Source organism: Thiemannella venezuelensis (assembly GCF_014203605.1).
In the GTDB taxonomy this organism is placed as follows: Bacteria; Actinomycetota; Actinomycetes; order Streptosporangiales; family Streptosporangiaceae; genus Planomonospora_A; species Planomonospora_A venezuelensis.
In genome coordinates, this window is sequence record NZ_JACHJJ010000013.1 from 49,299 (window position 1) to 64,480 (window position 15,182).

Sequence of the window (15,182 nt, forward strand, 5' to 3'; positions counted from 1 at the left end):
ACAAGTTGTGATCTGGGCCTCATACCTTTTCATCAAATTCCGGAGGAAGCATCGACTTACTGGACTACCCGTCAGTAAGGTGACTGATCCATGGTCGGAGACGCGGATTCCGGGGTGGTCATGGCGCAGCGGACGGCGGGTTGATGGCGTACGGCAGGCGTGACGCGGTCAGCGGGTACGTCATCCGCCGGACGACCGACGCGCTCGGCCGGGTAGGCGACATGTCGGTGATCGCCCTGGAGGGCTTCCGCCGTACCTGGGACGTCAGGACCTGGTTCTGGGAGTTCGTCCAGCAGTGCTGGTTCCTCGCCCGCGTCACCAGCGTCCCCGTGCTGCTCGTCTCGCTGCCCCTGGGCGCCACCGTCGCGCTCCAGGTGGGCGAGCTGGCCTGGCAGCTCGGCGCCTCCTCGGCCACCGGCGGCGCGGTCGTCGTCGGCCTGGTCCGCGAGGTCGCCCCGATGGCCTCGGCCCTGCTCATCGCCGGGGCCGGCGGCTCGGCCATGACCTCCGACATCGGCGCCCGCAACATCCGCGACGAACTGGCCGCCATGGAGGTCATGGCGGTCAACCCCGTCCACCGCCTGGTCACCCCCCGGCTCTGGGCGGCGAGCACGGTGGCGGTGCTGCTGGTCCCGCTGGTCATCGTGGCGGGGGCCGCCGGCGGCTACTTCTTCAACGTCATCATCCAGGGCGTCACCCCCGGCGCCTACTTCGACGGGGCGGTCTCCCTGCTGGTCACCAGCGACCTGCTGGTCACCCTGCTGAAGGCGTGGATCTTCGGCTTCATCGCGGCGATCATGTCCTGCTACTACGGGATGACCTGCCAGACCAGCCCGGTCGGGGTGGGCCGCGCGGTGAACCAGTCCACGGTCGTCACCTTCATCCTGGTCTTCGCCGTCAACTACGTGATCACGATGATCTACTTCCTCGCCTACCCGCCGAGGGCTCTGTGATGGCGGCGGTCCCGGGAGCCCGCACCGTCGGCCACCGCGCGTACGGCGCCCTCCGCGACGGGACCGAGCGGCTGGCCTCGCTCTCGGACTGGCCGATCTTCCTGTGGAAGGTCGTCTTCTACTCGGTCCGGGACATCGTCCTGCGGGCCAAGTTCACCAAGGTCGTGCTCCGCCAGGTCAGCGACGTCGTGGTGGGCGTCGGCGCGACCGTCATCGGCGGCGGCATGGTCTTCGTGGCGTTCACGATGGCCTTCGCGGTCGGCGCCACGGTCGGTCTCCAGGGCTACCAGGGCCTGCAGGCGATCGGAGCCGAGTCGTTCATCGGCCTGGTGGGCAGTTTCGCCAACGTCCGGGAGATCACCCCGATCATCGCGGCGGTCGCACTGGCCGCCCAGGTCGGCTCGTCCTTCACCGCGGAGCTCGGCGCGATGCGGATCTCGGAGGAGATCGACGCGCTGGAGGTGATGGGCATCAACGCCTTCACCTACCTGATCTGCACCCGGGTGGTGGCCGCCCTCATCGCGCTGATCCCGGTCTACATGATCGCGCTGTTCGCCAGTTTCTTCGCCACCCGGCTGATGTGCACGGCGCTGTTCGGCATGGCGCCGGGCGTCTACGACTACTACTTCTACCTCGGCCTGCCGGTGATGGACATCGTCTTCAGCGTGATCAAGGTGGTCGTCTTCGCGTTCGCCGTGATCAGCATCCACTGCCACTACGGGTTCAACGCCACCGGCGGCCCGGTCGGCGTGGGCGTCGCGGCCGGGCGGGCGATCCGCCAGTCGATCGTCACCGTGGTCATCCTCAACCTGCTGCTGTCCTACCTCTTCTGGGGCGAGGGCAGCGGCGTGAAGCTGACGGGGTGAGCGGCGATGGCTCCGGCGACCCGTGGTGAGACCCCGCTCCCGGTCCGGCTGGCGATCTCGGTCGTCGTGATCGTCGCCGTCGTCGCGACGCTCGTGGTCGTCGTGCAGAGCACGGCGAACCGGAGCGGGATGCGGCTGACGGCCGCGTTCACCCGCGCCGGCCAGGGGCTGGACCCCAACTCCCCCGTCAAGATCCGCGGCATCACGATCGGCGGGGTCAGCGCGGTGACCCTGGACGGCGGGGGCCGCGCCGTGGTCACGATGCACGTCGACCCCGGCGTCAGGGTGCCCGAGACCGTCACCGCCGCGATCGAGCCGACCTCGGTCTTCGGCCCGAAGTTCGTCAACCTGATCCTCGGCGCGGGCGAGACCGGCGGCCCCTACCTGGGCGACGGGGCCGTCATCACCAGGACCCAGGCTCCGGTGGACCTCTCGGACTCCCTGGCCGACGCCTACGAGGGCCTCGGCGCGGTGGACCCCAAGGACATCACCGCCATCGTGCACACCCTCGGCCGCGGCCTGGACGGCAAGGGCCCGCAGCTCCGCGAGATCGTCGACGGCGCGGGCGAGGTCGTCGGGGTCGCGCACCGGCGGCGCGACGAGTTCCGGCGCTTCATCGGCGACGCCGCGGCGCTGAGCGGCAGCCTCTCCGACAAGGGCGACGAGATCACGGGGATCTCCGCCGACGTCAACGTGCTCACCCCGGGCCTGCTGGAGCGGGCCGACAAGATCCGCGCGCTGCTGCGGGAGTTCGACGAGCTCTCCAGCCTGACCGCGTACGGCCTGCGCAAGCACCGCGGCGACCTGAAGGCCGCGGTGAACGCCGGGGAGCGGGCGGCCGCCCTGATCTACGCGCAGCTCGGCCTGGCGGGCGACGGCGTGCGGGGGCTGAACCAGGTCCTCGTCGCGCTGAACGACCTGGCCGCGGGCCAGGGGCCGGGCGGCGCCAACCAGCTCAAGATGGCGGCCTTCGTCGCGACCGACGTCTGCGAGCTCTTCGTCGGCGCCTGCGGCTCCACGAACGGCAGGTGAGCCGATGGCCGGGTCCAGAGAGCAGATCCAGCGGCGCTGGACGCTGGGCAAGTTCGCCCTGTTCCTCGCCGTGACGGTGACGCTGATCGTCCTGATCGGCGCGCAGATCGCCCGGGTGGGCGTGGGCGACACCTACAGTCTCGTCGGCACCTTCGACGATGTCGCCGGACTCCACGTGGGCGACCAGGTGAAGATCGCCGGCGCGCCGGTCGGGCAGGTCGACTCGATCGAGGTGGTGAACGGCCGGGCCGAGGTCACCATGAGCGTGCAGACCTCGGTGCGGGTGCCCTCCGACAGCTCCGCCGCGGTGCGCTGGCGCAACACGATCGGCCAGCGGGTCGTCTACCTGGAGCCCGGCACGGCGAAGGACATGCTGGGCGACGGCGCGCGGGTCAGGCGGACCAGCTCGGTGGTGGACATCGGCGCGCTGGTCAGCGACCTGGGCCCGCTCACCCGCAGTCTCGACCCCGAGCAGATCAACCAGCTGCTCACCGCGGCCGGGCAGGCTCTGGACGGCAACCAGAAGAACATCCCGAAGCTGGTGGAGAACCTGGACGACCTGACCACCACCGTCGCCGAGCGCAAGAAGATCATCCAAGGACTGCTGGAGGACTACGCCACGGTGACGGGCGTGGTCGCCCGCAGGGACGAGCAGATCTCCCGGCTGGTGGACAACCTGGTCACGCTCACCGACGCGTTCGCCCGCAACCGCAAGCTGATCGACGAGGCCCTGGTGGAGCTGTCCACCACGGTCAGGGTCAACGACCGGGTACTCGGCGAGAACTCCCGGGAGTTCGGCCGGGTGGTGGACAGCATGACCCGGCTCACCGGCGGCGTCCGGCGCAACATCAGCAGCATCGAGAGGGTGCTGGCCACACTCACCCCGCCGCTGCAGCGCTCGTTCCAGGTGACCGGCCGGGGCCACTTCGTCACCACGGCGGTGCCCTGCCTGGCGCTCGGCCCGCTGCCCTGTCCCTATCCGATGAACAGTCCCCCACCGCTGCGCGGCGGTCTCAAGCTCACCAGCACGGGGAACCTGCGGCGAGTGCTGGTGGGGCCCTGATGGCGATCAAGTCGTTCCGTGACCGCAACAAGACGGTCGTCGGTGTGGTCTCGCTGGCGGTCCTCGGCGCCGTGCTGCTCGTCACCTTCCTCGTCGGCAACCTGGGCCTGCTGGAGGGCGGCTACACGATGTCGGCGATCCTGCCGGACTCCGCCGGGCTGCGCTCGGGCAACGACGTGCGGGTGGCCGGCGTGCCCGTCGGCAAGGTCACCGACGTGCGGGCCGACTACGGCAAGGGCCACGTGGTGGTGACCTGGAAGGTGGACGACGGCATCCGGCTCGGCCCGCAGACCCGTGCCGAGATCACCCTCTCCAACCTGCTGGGCGGGCGCTACGTCAAGCTCACCGGACCGGTCACCCGCCCCTACATGGACGAGCTGCCCGAGGAGAGACGGCTGATCCCGATGGAGCGGACCAGCACCCCGACGCTGATCACCGACGCGCTCAAGGACGCCACCCGGCTGCTGGACAGGCTCGACACCGACTCGGTCGACAAGCTCCTGTCGGAGCTGGCGGAGCTGGAGCCCGCTCCCCAGGGCCGGGTCAGCAAGCTGCTGGACAACATCGGCGAGCTGTCGGAGATCATCAGCGAGAGCGAGCCCGAGCTGCAGAAGCTGCTGGACAACGGGAACAAGATCATGGAGGTCCTGGAGTCCAAGGACGAGCAGCTCGGCCGCCTGATCGACTCGATCGAGATCATGCTCGACGAGCTGCGGCTCCGCCGCGACGAGCTGAAGTCCTTCCTCGGTGAGGGCAGCGACCTGGTCAACAGCATCAGCGACCTGGTCAGCCGGCACGAGAAGAACCTGATCAAGATCATGGACGACGTGACCGCGATCAGCAACCGCCTCGACTCCACCAGCGGCAAGAACCTCAACTCGGTCCTCGCCTGGGTCGGGCCCACCTTCTCGGGGCTGGCCACCACCGGCGGGCGCAACCCGTGGGTGGACGCCATCGCCGTCGGCCTCGGCCCGATCAACCCCGAGGTGCTCGGCGCCATCCGCAAGGACAGGAGTGACCGGTGACACGCCTGACGGACCTGGCCCGCCTGATCCGGCGCGGGCGGCGCGGGCTGCTCGCGGCCCTGCTCGCCGCGGTGCTGCTGGTCTCGGCGGGAGGCTGCTCGCTGCTGCCCGGCGGGGCGGGGCCGTACCGGCTGACCGCCTATTTCAGCGCGGCGCCCTCCCTGTACGAGCAGGCCAAGGTGAAGGTGATGGGCCTGGACGCGGGCACGGTGGAGAAGCTCACCGTCGAGGGGAACAGGGTCCGCGCGGACCTGCTCGTCGACGGGCGGATCCCGCTGCCCGCCGACGTCATGGCGGTAGTCGCCCCGCAGAACACGCTGGGCGAGCGGAACGTGGTGCTCCACCCGCCGTGGAAGCCGGGCATGCCGCGGCTCGCGCCGGGCTCGGTGATCCCCCTGGAGCGCACCGACCTGCCGGTGGAGATCGACGACGCTCTGGAGGCGTTCACCAAGCTCACCGACGCCCTCGACACCGACAAGATGGGCGACGTCGCCGGGAATCTGGCCGACAGCGTCCGGGGCCGGGGCGAGCAGATCAACCGGGCCCTGGACGACGCGGCCGCGCTGACCCGTACCCTCGCAGGGCAGGACGAGCAGCTGATCGAGCTGGCCGACGGCCTGAACGAGCTCGCCGCCAGCCTCAACAGGCGGGAGGGCCAGGTGAAGACGACCATCGACGCCTTCGCCGAGGCCAGCGCCACCCTGGCCGACGAGCGCGAGCGCATGCGGCGCTTCGTCACCGGCCTGGCCGAGTTCGTGCAGCGGGGCGACGCGCTGGTCGAGGCCTACCAGGTGAGACTGCCCCGCGGGGTGACCAACCTCGCCGAACTGGTGATCACCCTGAAGGTGAACAGCGAGTCGGCGGCCAAGGCGATCTCGGGGACCCGCAGGTTCGTCGACAACATGGTCATGTCCTGGGACAAGGAGCACCACGTGCTCAAGTTCCGCCTCGTGCTCAACGCGATGACCCGCGCCTGGCTCACCCCGCTCTTCGACGCGCTCGGCCTGGGCAAGGTGCCCTGCCTCCCGGGCGAGCTGAGCAACTGCCCGTGGCAGGGAAGGAGGTGAGCGGAGTGCGCGGAGCGGACGGAGCTCGCCGGATGACCCATGGGCCGGGAAGGAGGTGAGCGGAGTGCGCGGAGTGGTCGGCGCAGCGCAGCAAGCCGCCCGCGGAGCGGACGGAGCTCGCCGGATGACCCATGGGCCGGGAAGGAGGTGAGCGGCATGGATGCGGTGGCGCGGTGGGGGAGGGTGACCGCGGGGCTGGCGGTGCTCTCGGTGGCGGCGGCGTGCACCCTGCAGACCGCCGGTGCGCCGTCGGGCGAGCTCACCCTCCACGCGACCTTCGACGACGTGCAGAGTCTGGTGACCGGGCACAGCGTCCAGGTCTCCGACGTGCGGATCGGCAGCGTGACCGGCATCCGGCTGGAGGGCTACCGGGCCAGGGTCACCATGTCCATCGAGGACGGGCACCGGGTGCCCGAGGGCACCACCGCGGTCATCGCCAAGACCTCGATCCTGGGTGAGAACTACGTCGAGCTGGACCTGCCGGAGGGCAGGGACATGACCACCGGGCCGTTCCTGGCGGACGGCTCGACGATCGTGAAGACCTCGGTGGAACCGGACATCGAGCAGGTCACCGAGCGGGCCGGGCCGCTGATCGACGCGCTCGGCGCCCAGGACGTGAACGCCATCCTGGACGCCGCGGCGACCGGGATCGGCGGCAAGGGCGAGGACCTCAACCGGCTGCTGCGGCAGACCACCGAGGTCACCGCCGCCTACGCCGAGTCCCGCCGGGATCTCGCCCGGACCATCGACGGCCTGGCCAAGCTCGGTGACGACCTGGCCGCGGGCAGCGCGGAACTGGACAGGCTGCCCGGGAGCGTCAACGACGCCACCGCCCGGCTCAACCACGGCCGCAAGCACGTCAAGAAGACGCTCAGGGAGCTGACCGCCCTGGCCAGGGAGGTCAACGCCACCGTCTATCCGAAGCACGCGGCCCGCCTGCGGAGCCTGCTGCTGCGGCTCGACGGGATCTCCACCTCGATGGTGCGCGGCAAGGAGGATCTGAAGACCCTGATCAGCCGGGTGCAGCGGTTCATCGACCAGCCGCCGATCGTGGTCAACGGCCAGCTCCTGACCTATGTCTGGCTCAAGGGCCTGCTGCTGCCCAAGCCCAAGAAGGACGCCGGGCCCAAGCTGCCCAACTCGGTGGACGACTTCCGCCTGCTGCTGGAGCCGCCGCGATGAGGAACCGCATCTGGATCAACCTCGGTTTCTTCGCGGTGCTCGGCGTCGTGATGACCGTGTGGGCGTTCACCAGCATCATCAAGCTCGACATCATCGAGCGGCCCTACCGGATCAACGCCGAGTTCGTCTCCTCCCCCGGTCTGGTGCGCGGTTTCGACGTGGCCTACCTCGGGGTGCGGATCGGCCGGATCGACGACGTGGCGCTCGCCCCCGGCAAGATCGTGGTGGCGCTGAGCATCGACCGCGAGGTGCGGATCCCGCAGGGCGTCACCGCCGAGGTCCGCCGCAAGTCCGCGATCGGCGAGCCGTACGTGGAGATCTCCCCGCCGAAGGCCGGGGGCGCCGCGGCCCCGATGGCTCCCGGCTCCACCATCCCGCTGGCCAGCACGTCGGTCCCGCTCGACTACCGGAAGCTGTTCGACGGGGTCGGCAAGCTGCTGAACGCGGTGCCGCCCGAGGACGCCCAGACCATCGTGCACGAGCTGGCGACCGCGCTGGACGGCCGGACCACGTCGATCCGGGAGATCGTGGACAACGCGCACGATCTCACCACCACGCTCGCCGAGAACGCCGACCTGCTGGACGAGCTCTCGGTGAACCTGACCCGGCTGACCGGCACGCTGGCGGGCAAGCGGGAGGAGCTCTCCCAGGGCGTGACCGACCTGGCGGGTGTGACCCGGTCGATCCGCGACTCCCGCAAGCAGCTGTACGCCTTCCTCGACCACGGGCCCGGTTTCTTCCGCCAGGTCGACCACCTGCTCAACAGCGCGCGCCCCGGCCTGTCCTGCACGCTGACCGCCGCCGGGATGCGGCAGGGCGTGGTGTTCACCCCGCAGACCCGGGCGCACATCAGCCACGTGCTGCGCACGGTCCCCACCGCGCAGGCGCTGCTGGCCGACGTGACCGAGCGGCACTCCGGCGGCCTGTACGGCAGGGTCACCTTCATCTTCAGCGTCCCCGGCGGCCCCCGGGTGGCGCAGGAGTACCGGGGCCCGCTGGCCCCGCCGGCGACGCCCAAGCTCCGCGCCTGCCCCAAGGGCGCCCCCGTCCCGCCCATGGACCGGGCCGACGACGATCCGGACACCGGCCCCCACCCCGACGACGCGACCCTCCCGGCGGACGGGACGGGTGCCGTACCGGACGACGGGGCGACCGCGACGCCCGAGGAGAGCCAGGGCCCGCTGGAGGCCGAGGGCACCGGGGAGCAGGGCGGGCGCCCCGCGGCCGACGACGCCGGGGTGCGCTCCGACTCCACCCCGCAGGACCTCACCCCCTTCATCGTCGCGATCTTTCTCGCCGTCGTCGTCTCCGGCGGCGTGCTCGGCTGGATCGCCGTCGGCCGGGCGGCCCGCCGCCGCGAACAGGAGCATTAGATGAGTCCCACCACCCCTCGGACCGAGGAACTCCCCCGCGAGACCGTCGAGGAGCACGACGAGGCGGCCGAGACCCCGCCGGATCCCGCGCCCGCCACCGGGGGCGCCGGGGACGCCGGGCCCGCCGAGAACCCCGGGCCCGCCGAGAACCCCGGGGATACCGGGGACGCCGGGGATACCGGGGACGGAGGCGCGTCCGCCGTCTCCGCCGCGGAGGAGGAGAAGGACGGCGCCCCGGCCGCGGAGGCGCGGCGAGGGTTCGCGGGGTGGCGGGGGAGGCTGGTCGGCGCGGCCGTGGCGATGGCGGCGGCCGGCGCGGTGGCGTTCGGTGTGATCCAGTGGATGGCGGCCGAACGGCTGGCCGACCGGCTCTCGGTGGAGAAGGCCGAGCGGCTGGCGGTCTCCACCCGGGCGGGGGAGTTCGCCGTGGCGTTGCAGACCTATGACCACGCCGACCTGCAGGCCTACCGCGACCGCGTCTTCAGCCTGTCGGGGGAGGACTTCGAGCACACGTACAACGAGGCGTTCAGCCCGCTGGAGAGCATCATCACCGCGATGAAGGCCTCCTCGACGGCCTCGATCCGGGGAGTCTACGTCTCCGAGGTGGCCGAGGGGCGGGCGAAGGCCGTCACCGTGGTCGACTCGCAGGTGAAGAGCACCGCGGGCACCCGGCGCATGCTGGGCGCCTACATGGAGCTCGGCCTGATCAAGACCGGCGGTGAGTGGCGGGTGAACGACGCGACCGTGATGGGCGCCGCGGACGAGCTGCTGACGGACCCGGACGGCAAGACCATCGGCGAGCCCGAGCCCTCCCCCAGTCCCAGTTCCGGCAAGAAGGACAAGTAGGCGGGAACTCGAACCCCGGAAATCCCCCACTATGGGAAATCATCTCTCATACCTCGCGAAGCGCCTAGTCTGATCCCGTGCGTGACTCCCTGGTCCTGGCCGGACCCACCGACGAGCTCTATCCCGCCGCCGGACCCGCCCTGCTCACCGAGACCGAGCGTGAGCGGGCGGCCCGGTTCACCCGGGAGTCCGACCGCCGCGACTTCATCGCCGCCCACGTCCTGGCGCGGCGGTGCGCGGCCAGGCTCACCGGCGTGCCCGAGGACCGGCTGACCCTGCTCCAGGTCTGCGAGCGGCACGGACCCGGGCACGGGAGGCCGTACCTGGCGGAGATCCCCCGGCTCGGGATCAGCCTCAGCCACAGCCGCGGGTACGTGTGCGCCGCGGCGGGCCCGGGCCGGATCGGCGTGGACGCCGAGCACGTGCTGCCGGGCCCGCTCGACGAATCCCTGGCAGGGCAGGCCCTGTCCCCGGCGGAGCGCCCCCTGGTCGGCGGGAACGAGGCGCTGATCCGGCTCTGGGTCCGCAAGGAGGCGCTCGTCAAGCGCGGCGAGTTGAGCCTGGACGGCCTGCGCGCGACCGACCTGTCCGCGCTCCCCCTGGACCCGTCGAGGGAGCCGCGCACACTGGAGTGGGAGGGCAGGCACCTGCTGGAGTGGCGGACCGGGCCGGGCGGGCCGGATCTCATGGCCTGTGTGATCTCGGATCATCCCGTCACCGCCGGCTGGCGGGAGGCGCCCGCCTGAGGCGAACGCCGCCGCCTGAGGTAGGTTCGTTCCGTGACCTCTCCGCTCCCCCGTGGAGAGCGGCCTCTCGCCTCCCTCGAGACGAGGTGGGCGGCGGCCGAGCCCTGACCGTTTCGAGCAGCACCACGGCAGGGCGGCGATTCCCCCTGCCGGACGAATCCGGCAGTTCCCTCGCGAGGAGAATGGATGGACACCGCGGAACCTCGCTGGCTCACCTCGATCGAGCAGCGGGCCTGGCGTGCCCACCTCGCCGCGCACAAACTCCTGGAGCACCGGCTCGACCGCGAGCTGCAGGCCTTCGGCCTCTCCGTGAACGACTACGAGATCCTGGTCAACCTCTCGGAGAGCCCCGGCCGGCGCATGCGGATGAGCGACCTGGCCGACGCCACGATCCAGTCCCGCAGCCGGCTCTCCCACCAGATCTCCCGGATGGAGGCCGCCGACCTGGTCTCCCGGGAGACCTGCCCGGACGACCGCCGCGGCACCTTCGCCGTGCTCACCGCCCACGGCTGGGAGACCATCCGCAAGGTCGCGCCGCACCACGTGGCCAGCGTGCGCGAGCACTTCATCGACCTGCTGACCGACGACCAGCTCCGCGAGCTGGAGAGGGCCTACGCCCCCGTGGTGGAGCACCTCAAGAGCCTCCGCTGATCCGCCGTCTCCCGGCGGGGCGGTGAAGCGAAACCGATACCGGCCGGTCCTCCCGCAGTTGACCGAGCGGTCGCTACGATCCGGCCATGTCTGGTCGACGGATCTTCATCGCCGCGGTGGTCGCCGCGCTCTCCCTGGTCACCGCGTGCAGCGGTGGTTCCGACGGAAAGGCCGCGCTGCCCAGCGGTCCCGATCTGGTCAAGAAGTCCGCGGAGGCGATGCGGAACGTCAAGTCCACCGCCTTCACCATGGAGACCGAGGGCACCCCGGCGGTCCAGGTCAAGAAGGCGGCCGGCCGCCTCAGCGCGACCGGCGACGCCGACGGGACCATCCAGGTCGACATGGCCGGCAGCCTCCTGGAGATCGAGTTCTTCCTGGTGGGAGACACGGTGCACTTCAAGGGCGTGACCGGCGGCTTCCAGCGGATGTCCCGCGGCCAGCTCGCCGCGATCTACGACCCGTCGGCCATCCTCAATCCCGAGAAGGGCGTCGTCCAGCTCCTGTCCAACGCCCTGGACCCGAGGACCCAGGGCGAGGAGAAGGTGGGCGGCGCCGACGCCTACCGGGTCTCGGCGACGCTCTCCCAGCAGATCCTCGCCACGATGGTGCCGGGACTCGCGCAGAGCGTGGACGGCACGCTCTGGATCGACAAGGCCACCGGCCGCCTGCTCAAGGCCGACCTGCCGCTGGCCGGCGGCAAGGTGATCGTGACCTTCGACGACTACGACGTGCCGGTCCAGGTGACCGCCCCGGCGGAGTGAGCCCGTGACCTCCTCGCCTCCCGGTTCTCCCACCGGGCCCCCTCCCGCCCCCCTCGCCGGCCCCGCGCGGGCCGCCCGGCGGCGCGTCGCCCTCGGCGTCGGCGGCACCGCGGTGCTGCTCGCCGCACTGGACGCCTACGTCGTCGTCACCGTCCTCATCGACATCGCCAAGGACGTCGACGTCCCGCAGAACCACCTGGAGCGGGCCACCCCGATCGTCACCGGCTTCCTGCTCGGCTACATCGCGGCCATGCCGCTGCTCGGCCAGCTCTCCGACCGGTACGGCAGGCGCCCGCTCATCCACCTGTGCCTGGCGGGCTTCGCGATCGGCTCGGTCGTCACCGCGCTCGGCGAGACGGTCCCGTGGCTGGTCGCGGGCCGCACCCTCCAGGGCGTCGCGGGCGGCGCCCTGCTGCCCATCACCATGGCGTTGGTCGGAGACCTGTGGGACGAGCGGGGCCGCCCGGTGGCGCTCGGCGCGGTGGGCGCCGCCCAGGAGCTCGGCAGCGTCCTCGGCCCGCTGTACGGCGCGGGCCTGGCCGCCCTGGTCCCGGTCACCCTGCAGCTCGGTGGCGTCCAGCTCGGCGGCTGGCGGTCCATCTTCTGGCTGAACCTCCCGCTGACGGCCGTGGCGGCGGTGGCCGTACAGCGCTCGGTGCCGCCGCCGGAGCGCGGGACCGCTCCCGCCGCCCGGGTGGACGCCGTCGGCGGGCTGCTGCTGGCCCTGGCGCTGGGCCTGCTGGTGGCCGGGCTCTACAACCCCGATCCGAGCCGGTCCGTCCTGCCTCCGTGGGGCCTTCCGGCGATCGCCGCCGGAGTCGTCGCGGGGGCCGTGTTCGTCGTGTGGGAGGCGCGCTCCCGGACCCGGCTGATCGACATGGCCGGGGTGCTGCGCGGTCCCTTCTTCGCCACCCTCGGCGTGAGCTTCCTGGCCGGCGCGGCACTGCTGGTCACCCTGGTGGACGTGCAGCTGTCGGCGCAGACGCTGCTGAAGCTGGAGACGCTGGACGGCGCGCTGGTGCTCTCCCGCTTCCTCATCGCGCTCTCCGTGGCGGCCCTGCTCGGCGGGGTGCTGGCCCACCGGTACGGCGAACGCCCGGTGGCGGTCGCCGGGCTGGCCGTGGCCGCGGCCGGCTACGTCCGCATCGGCCAGTGGCCGCTGGATCTGGCGGCCGCCGGGTACCGCATGGACGTCGACCTGGTGGTGGCCGGGCTCGGGCTCGGGGTGGTCATCGCGCCGGTCTCCTCCGCCGTGCTGCGCGCCGTACCGGCCGCCCAGCACGGCGTGGCCTCCGCGGCGGTGGTGGTGGCCCGGATGATGGGCATGCTGCTGGGCGTGGCGGCCCTGTCGGCGTGGGGCTTCCACCGGTTCCAGTCGCTCACCGCCCATCTGGACACGCCGCTGCCCTTCGGCGTGGAGCCCGGCGTCTACACCCGGCTGCTGGCGGAGTACGAGGCGAAGGTCCGGGCCGCCCTGCACACCGAGTACAGCGAGATCTTCCTGATCACCGCGGGCCTGTGCGCCGCGGGCGCCCTGGTCGCGCTGGCGCTGCCGCGCGGGACCGGCGGGCGGGGAACGGACTGAGCCGGGCCGCGCGAGACGGTGGTCCGGCCGGAGGCGTTCCGGCAGGGGCTCACGACGGCGGCCGTTCCCCCGGCCGGTGATCCGCCGCGGGCAACACCACGGTGAAGCGGGCGCCCGGGTCGGCCTGGCTGTAGGTGACGTCTCCGCCGTGGGCGCGGGCCAGTTCCCGGGTGATCCACAGCCCCAGCCCGACGGACCCCGGAGCGGTGTCGGCGCTGCTGAACCGGGAGAACAGCAGCTCGCGCCTGGATTCGGGCACGCCGGGGCCGTGGTCGCGCACGTGGATGGCGACCATTCCGCCGCGGGCCGGTTCGGCGCCGACGACCACCGGAGGTTCGCCGTGGCGGACGGCGTTGGTGGTCAGGTTGATCAGGATCTGCTCCAGCCGCTCGGGGTCGGCGTCCACGACCGGATCACCGTCTATCTCGACGGCCACCGGGCAGGCCAGATAGCTCAGCGCCTCGCGGGCTGCGTCGTGGACCGGCACGGGCCGGGTGTTCAGGCGCAGCTCCCCGCGGGTGTCGACGCGATCGGCGTCCAGCAGGCCGCCGGCCAGGCGGCGGATGCGGTCGGCCTGGCGCATGCCCGCCGCGGCGATCTTCTCGCGCTGCTCCTCGCTCAGGCCGTCGTCCTCGCGCAGCGTCTCCAGCGCGAACTGCACCCCGGTCAGGGGTGAGCGCACGTCGTGGGCCAGGGTGGCCGTCAGGGCGGCCCGCCAGCGTTCGGCCCGGCGGACCTCCTCGTGGGAACGCTGCAGGGCCTCGTGGGCCCTGCGGATGGCGTCCAGGTCCCGGCGGCGCCGTTCCGACTGGTGGGCCAGGAGCACACCGGTGATCGCCAGCGTCGGGACGAACACCAGCGCACCGTTCAGCACCGCCGGCGCATGCTCGGTGGCCGACAGCGGCGCCAGGAAGGTCACCGCCACCACCGCCACCACCGCCGCGACGGTCCGGACGGGGAAGTTCACCCCCGCCCAGACGACGAGCAGCAGGAAGAAGGGGATGTTGCCCGTCGAGGTCACGCCGAACACCCAGCCGTTGATCCCCAGGACGGCCAGCTGGCCCAGCCCCAGGCCCAGCGGAGCCCACGGTGGCCACCGCTGCCATGGCAGCCACCACCCGGCCGCGGCCAGGACCGCCTGGGCACCGCCTTCGCAGGCCAGCAGCATCCGATGCCCTTCCGGGATCACGGGCAGGACGGCCAGCGCCAGCAGCGCGCATCCGGCCAGCAGAACCGCGATCTGCCGGGCGGCCACGTGCGGGCCTTCACCGATCAGGAGCCGGCGCCACGCCATGACCCACACCCCCTCCGCTAACAAAACGGATATGAGTGCATGAATACCCCTTTGAGGCGTTTGTTACCGCCAGCCGCAGAAGATCAGAACCCGCTCCGGCCCCCTGACCGCATGCCAAGAAGCCGCCAAGAAGTCACCAAGGCGGCCGCGCCACCCTTGGGGCGACACCACCCCAGAGTGATCCCAAGGAGCACCCCCGTGCGCAAGGTCTTCCTCAGCTTCGCCGCCCTCCTGCTGCTGGCCGTGCTCGTCCAGTTCTACCTGGCCACCTTCGGCGCCTTCCAGCGCCCGCTGCCGACCGCGGGCGACCCCGGCGCGCTGACACCGCACGTGGTCAACGGGCTCGCCGTGATCCCGCTGCTCTCCCTGGCCACCACGATCGTGGCCGCCGTCGCCCGGGCCGGCGCCAGGCTGGTCTGGCTGAGCGTCTCCCCGGTGGGCATCGCCGCCGCGCAGATTTTCGTGATCTTCCCGCTGGTCGAGCTGGCCGGAGCCGACGGCACCCGGACCACCACCGCCTCGCACGCGGTCCTCGGCTTCCACGCCGTTCTCGGCCTCCTCCTGCTCTGGGCCACCGTGGTGGTCTTCCGCGAGGCCAGGAGCCTGGCCGTCGCCGCCGGCCGGACCGCCGCCGACCGGCCGGCGGCGGCCTCCCACCTCTGAGTCCCGGAGTCCCGGAGCCCCGGCGGTTTCCCCCCGCGTCCGCTCCCGACCCCAGACCCCCGATTCCCGGTGAAA

At 71.8% G+C, this 15,182-nt stretch carries 15 protein-coding genes; 14 read left to right on the forward strand and 1 reads right to left on the reverse strand.

The window, feature by feature from the left end:
- Window positions 1-143: 143 nt before the first annotated feature.
- The 13 genes from FHS22_RS19645 to FHS22_RS19705 all read left to right on the forward strand — a co-directional run bounded on the left by FHS22_RS19645 (window position 144) and on the right by FHS22_RS19705 (window position 13,150).
- On the forward strand, window positions 144-953 hold the full coding sequence (locus tag FHS22_RS19645; protein ID WP_184943685.1) for an MlaE family ABC transporter permease: 810 nt from the start codon (window positions 144-146) through the stop codon (window positions 951-953).
- Window positions 953-1,819: an ABC transporter permease gene (locus FHS22_RS19650; protein ID WP_184943686.1), complete on the forward strand. Its 867-nt coding sequence runs from the start codon at window positions 953-955 to the stop codon at window positions 1,817-1,819. Before FHS22_RS19645 ends, FHS22_RS19650 begins: the two co-directional genes overlap by 1 nt.
- Window positions 1,820-1,825: 6 nt before the next feature.
- Complete coding sequence (locus FHS22_RS19655) at window positions 1,826-2,851, forward strand: MCE family protein (RefSeq protein WP_184943687.1); 1,026 nt, start codon at window positions 1,826-1,828, stop codon at window positions 2,849-2,851.
- 4 nt (window positions 2,852-2,855) lie between these two features.
- Complete coding sequence (locus FHS22_RS19660) at window positions 2,856-3,914, forward strand: MCE family protein (RefSeq protein ID WP_184943688.1); 1,059 nt, start codon at window positions 2,856-2,858, stop codon at window positions 3,912-3,914.
- Window positions 3,914-4,939 (forward strand): MlaD family protein, encoded by a 1,026-nt coding sequence (locus FHS22_RS19665; protein ID WP_184943689.1) that lies wholly within the window; start codon window positions 3,914-3,916, stop codon window positions 4,937-4,939. Before FHS22_RS19660 ends, FHS22_RS19665 begins: the two co-directional genes overlap by 1 nt.
- Window positions 4,936-6,006 (forward strand): MCE family protein, encoded by a 1,071-nt coding sequence (locus tag FHS22_RS19670; protein ID WP_184943690.1) that lies wholly within the window; start codon window positions 4,936-4,938, stop codon window positions 6,004-6,006. Before FHS22_RS19665 ends, FHS22_RS19670 begins: the two co-directional genes overlap by 4 nt.
- Before the next feature lie 156 nt (window positions 6,007-6,162).
- Window positions 6,163-7,188 (forward strand): MCE family protein, encoded by a 1,026-nt coding sequence (locus FHS22_RS19675; RefSeq protein WP_221473845.1) that lies wholly within the window; start codon window positions 6,163-6,165, stop codon window positions 7,186-7,188.
- Window positions 7,185-8,561, forward strand: coding sequence for an MCE family protein (locus FHS22_RS19680; protein WP_184943691.1), 1,377 nt, complete (start codon window positions 7,185-7,187; stop codon window positions 8,559-8,561). The genes FHS22_RS19675 and FHS22_RS19680 overlap by 4 nt, the downstream gene beginning before the upstream one ends.
- The gene (locus FHS22_RS19685; RefSeq protein ID WP_184943692.1) at window positions 8,562-9,407 is read left to right on the forward strand and encodes a hypothetical protein; all 846 of its coding nucleotides are present in this window, start codon (window positions 8,562-8,564) and stop codon (window positions 9,405-9,407) included.
- Between the two features lie 77 nt (window positions 9,408-9,484).
- A complete protein-coding gene (locus tag FHS22_RS19690; protein ID WP_184943693.1) occupies window positions 9,485-10,153 on the forward strand; it encodes a 4'-phosphopantetheinyl transferase family protein in 669 nt (222 codons plus the stop codon).
- A 186-nt stretch (window positions 10,154-10,339) separates the two neighbouring features.
- Entirely contained in the window at window positions 10,340-10,804 is a 465-nt protein-coding gene (locus tag FHS22_RS19695; protein ID WP_184943694.1) for a MarR family winged helix-turn-helix transcriptional regulator, read from the forward strand.
- Window positions 10,805-10,890: 86 nt separating this feature from the next.
- Entirely contained in the window at window positions 10,891-11,565 is a 675-nt protein-coding gene (locus FHS22_RS19700; protein ID WP_184943695.1) for an LppX_LprAFG lipoprotein, read from the forward strand.
- Between the two features lie 4 nt (window positions 11,566-11,569).
- The gene (locus tag FHS22_RS19705; protein WP_184943696.1) at window positions 11,570-13,150 is read left to right on the forward strand and encodes an MFS transporter; all 1,581 of its coding nucleotides are present in this window, start codon (window positions 11,570-11,572) and stop codon (window positions 13,148-13,150) included.
- Window positions 13,151-13,199: 49 nt separating this feature from the next.
- Here FHS22_RS19705 and FHS22_RS19710 read toward each other — a convergent pair whose 3' ends face one another.
- On the reverse strand, window positions 13,200-14,444 hold the full coding sequence (locus FHS22_RS19710; RefSeq protein ID WP_184943697.1) for a sensor histidine kinase: 1,245 nt from the start codon (window positions 14,442-14,444) through the stop codon (window positions 13,200-13,202).
- 198 nt (window positions 14,445-14,642) lie between these two features.
- Here FHS22_RS19710 and FHS22_RS19715 point away from each other — a divergent pair, with 198 nt between their 5' ends.
- Complete coding sequence (locus FHS22_RS19715; RefSeq protein WP_184943698.1) at window positions 14,643-15,107, forward strand: DUF6220 domain-containing protein; 465 nt, start codon at window positions 14,643-14,645, stop codon at window positions 15,105-15,107.
- Window positions 15,108-15,182 lie beyond the last annotated feature (75 nt).

Excerpts from the sequence above, each read along its gene's own strand:
- FHS22_RS19695 (WP_184943694.1), top strand. The coding sequence starts at position 10,340 with ATGGACACCGCGGAACCTCGCTGGCTCACCTCGATCGAGCAGCGGGCC.
- FHS22_RS19685 (WP_184943692.1), top strand. The coding sequence starts at position 8,562 with ATGAGTCCCACCACCCCTCGGACCGAGGAACTCCCCCGCGAGACCGTC.
- FHS22_RS19665 (WP_184943689.1), top strand. The coding sequence starts at position 3,914 with ATGGCGATCAAGTCGTTCCGTGACCGCAACAAGACGGTCGTCGGTGTG.
- FHS22_RS19655 (WP_184943687.1), top strand. The coding sequence starts at position 1,826 with ATGGCTCCGGCGACCCGTGGTGAGACCCCGCTCCCGGTCCGGCTGGCG.
- FHS22_RS19650 (WP_184943686.1), top strand. The coding sequence starts at position 953 with ATGGCGGCGGTCCCGGGAGCCCGCACCGTCGGCCACCGCGCGTACGGC.
- FHS22_RS19660 (WP_184943688.1), top strand. The coding sequence starts at position 2,856 with ATGGCCGGGTCCAGAGAGCAGATCCAGCGGCGCTGGACGCTGGGCAAG.
- FHS22_RS19700 (WP_184943695.1), top strand. The coding sequence starts at position 10,891 with ATGTCTGGTCGACGGATCTTCATCGCCGCGGTGGTCGCCGCGCTCTCC.
- FHS22_RS19675 (WP_221473845.1), top strand. The coding sequence starts at position 6,163 with ATGGATGCGGTGGCGCGGTGGGGGAGGGTGACCGCGGGGCTGGCGGTG.
- FHS22_RS19710 (WP_184943697.1), bottom strand. The coding sequence starts at position 14,444 with ATGGCGTGGCGCCGGCTCCTGATCGGTGAAGGCCCGCACGTGGCCGCC.
- FHS22_RS19645 (WP_184943685.1), top strand. The coding sequence starts at position 144 with ATGGCGTACGGCAGGCGTGACGCGGTCAGCGGGTACGTCATCCGCCGG.
- FHS22_RS19680 (WP_184943691.1), top strand. The coding sequence starts at position 7,185 with ATGAGGAACCGCATCTGGATCAACCTCGGTTTCTTCGCGGTGCTCGGC.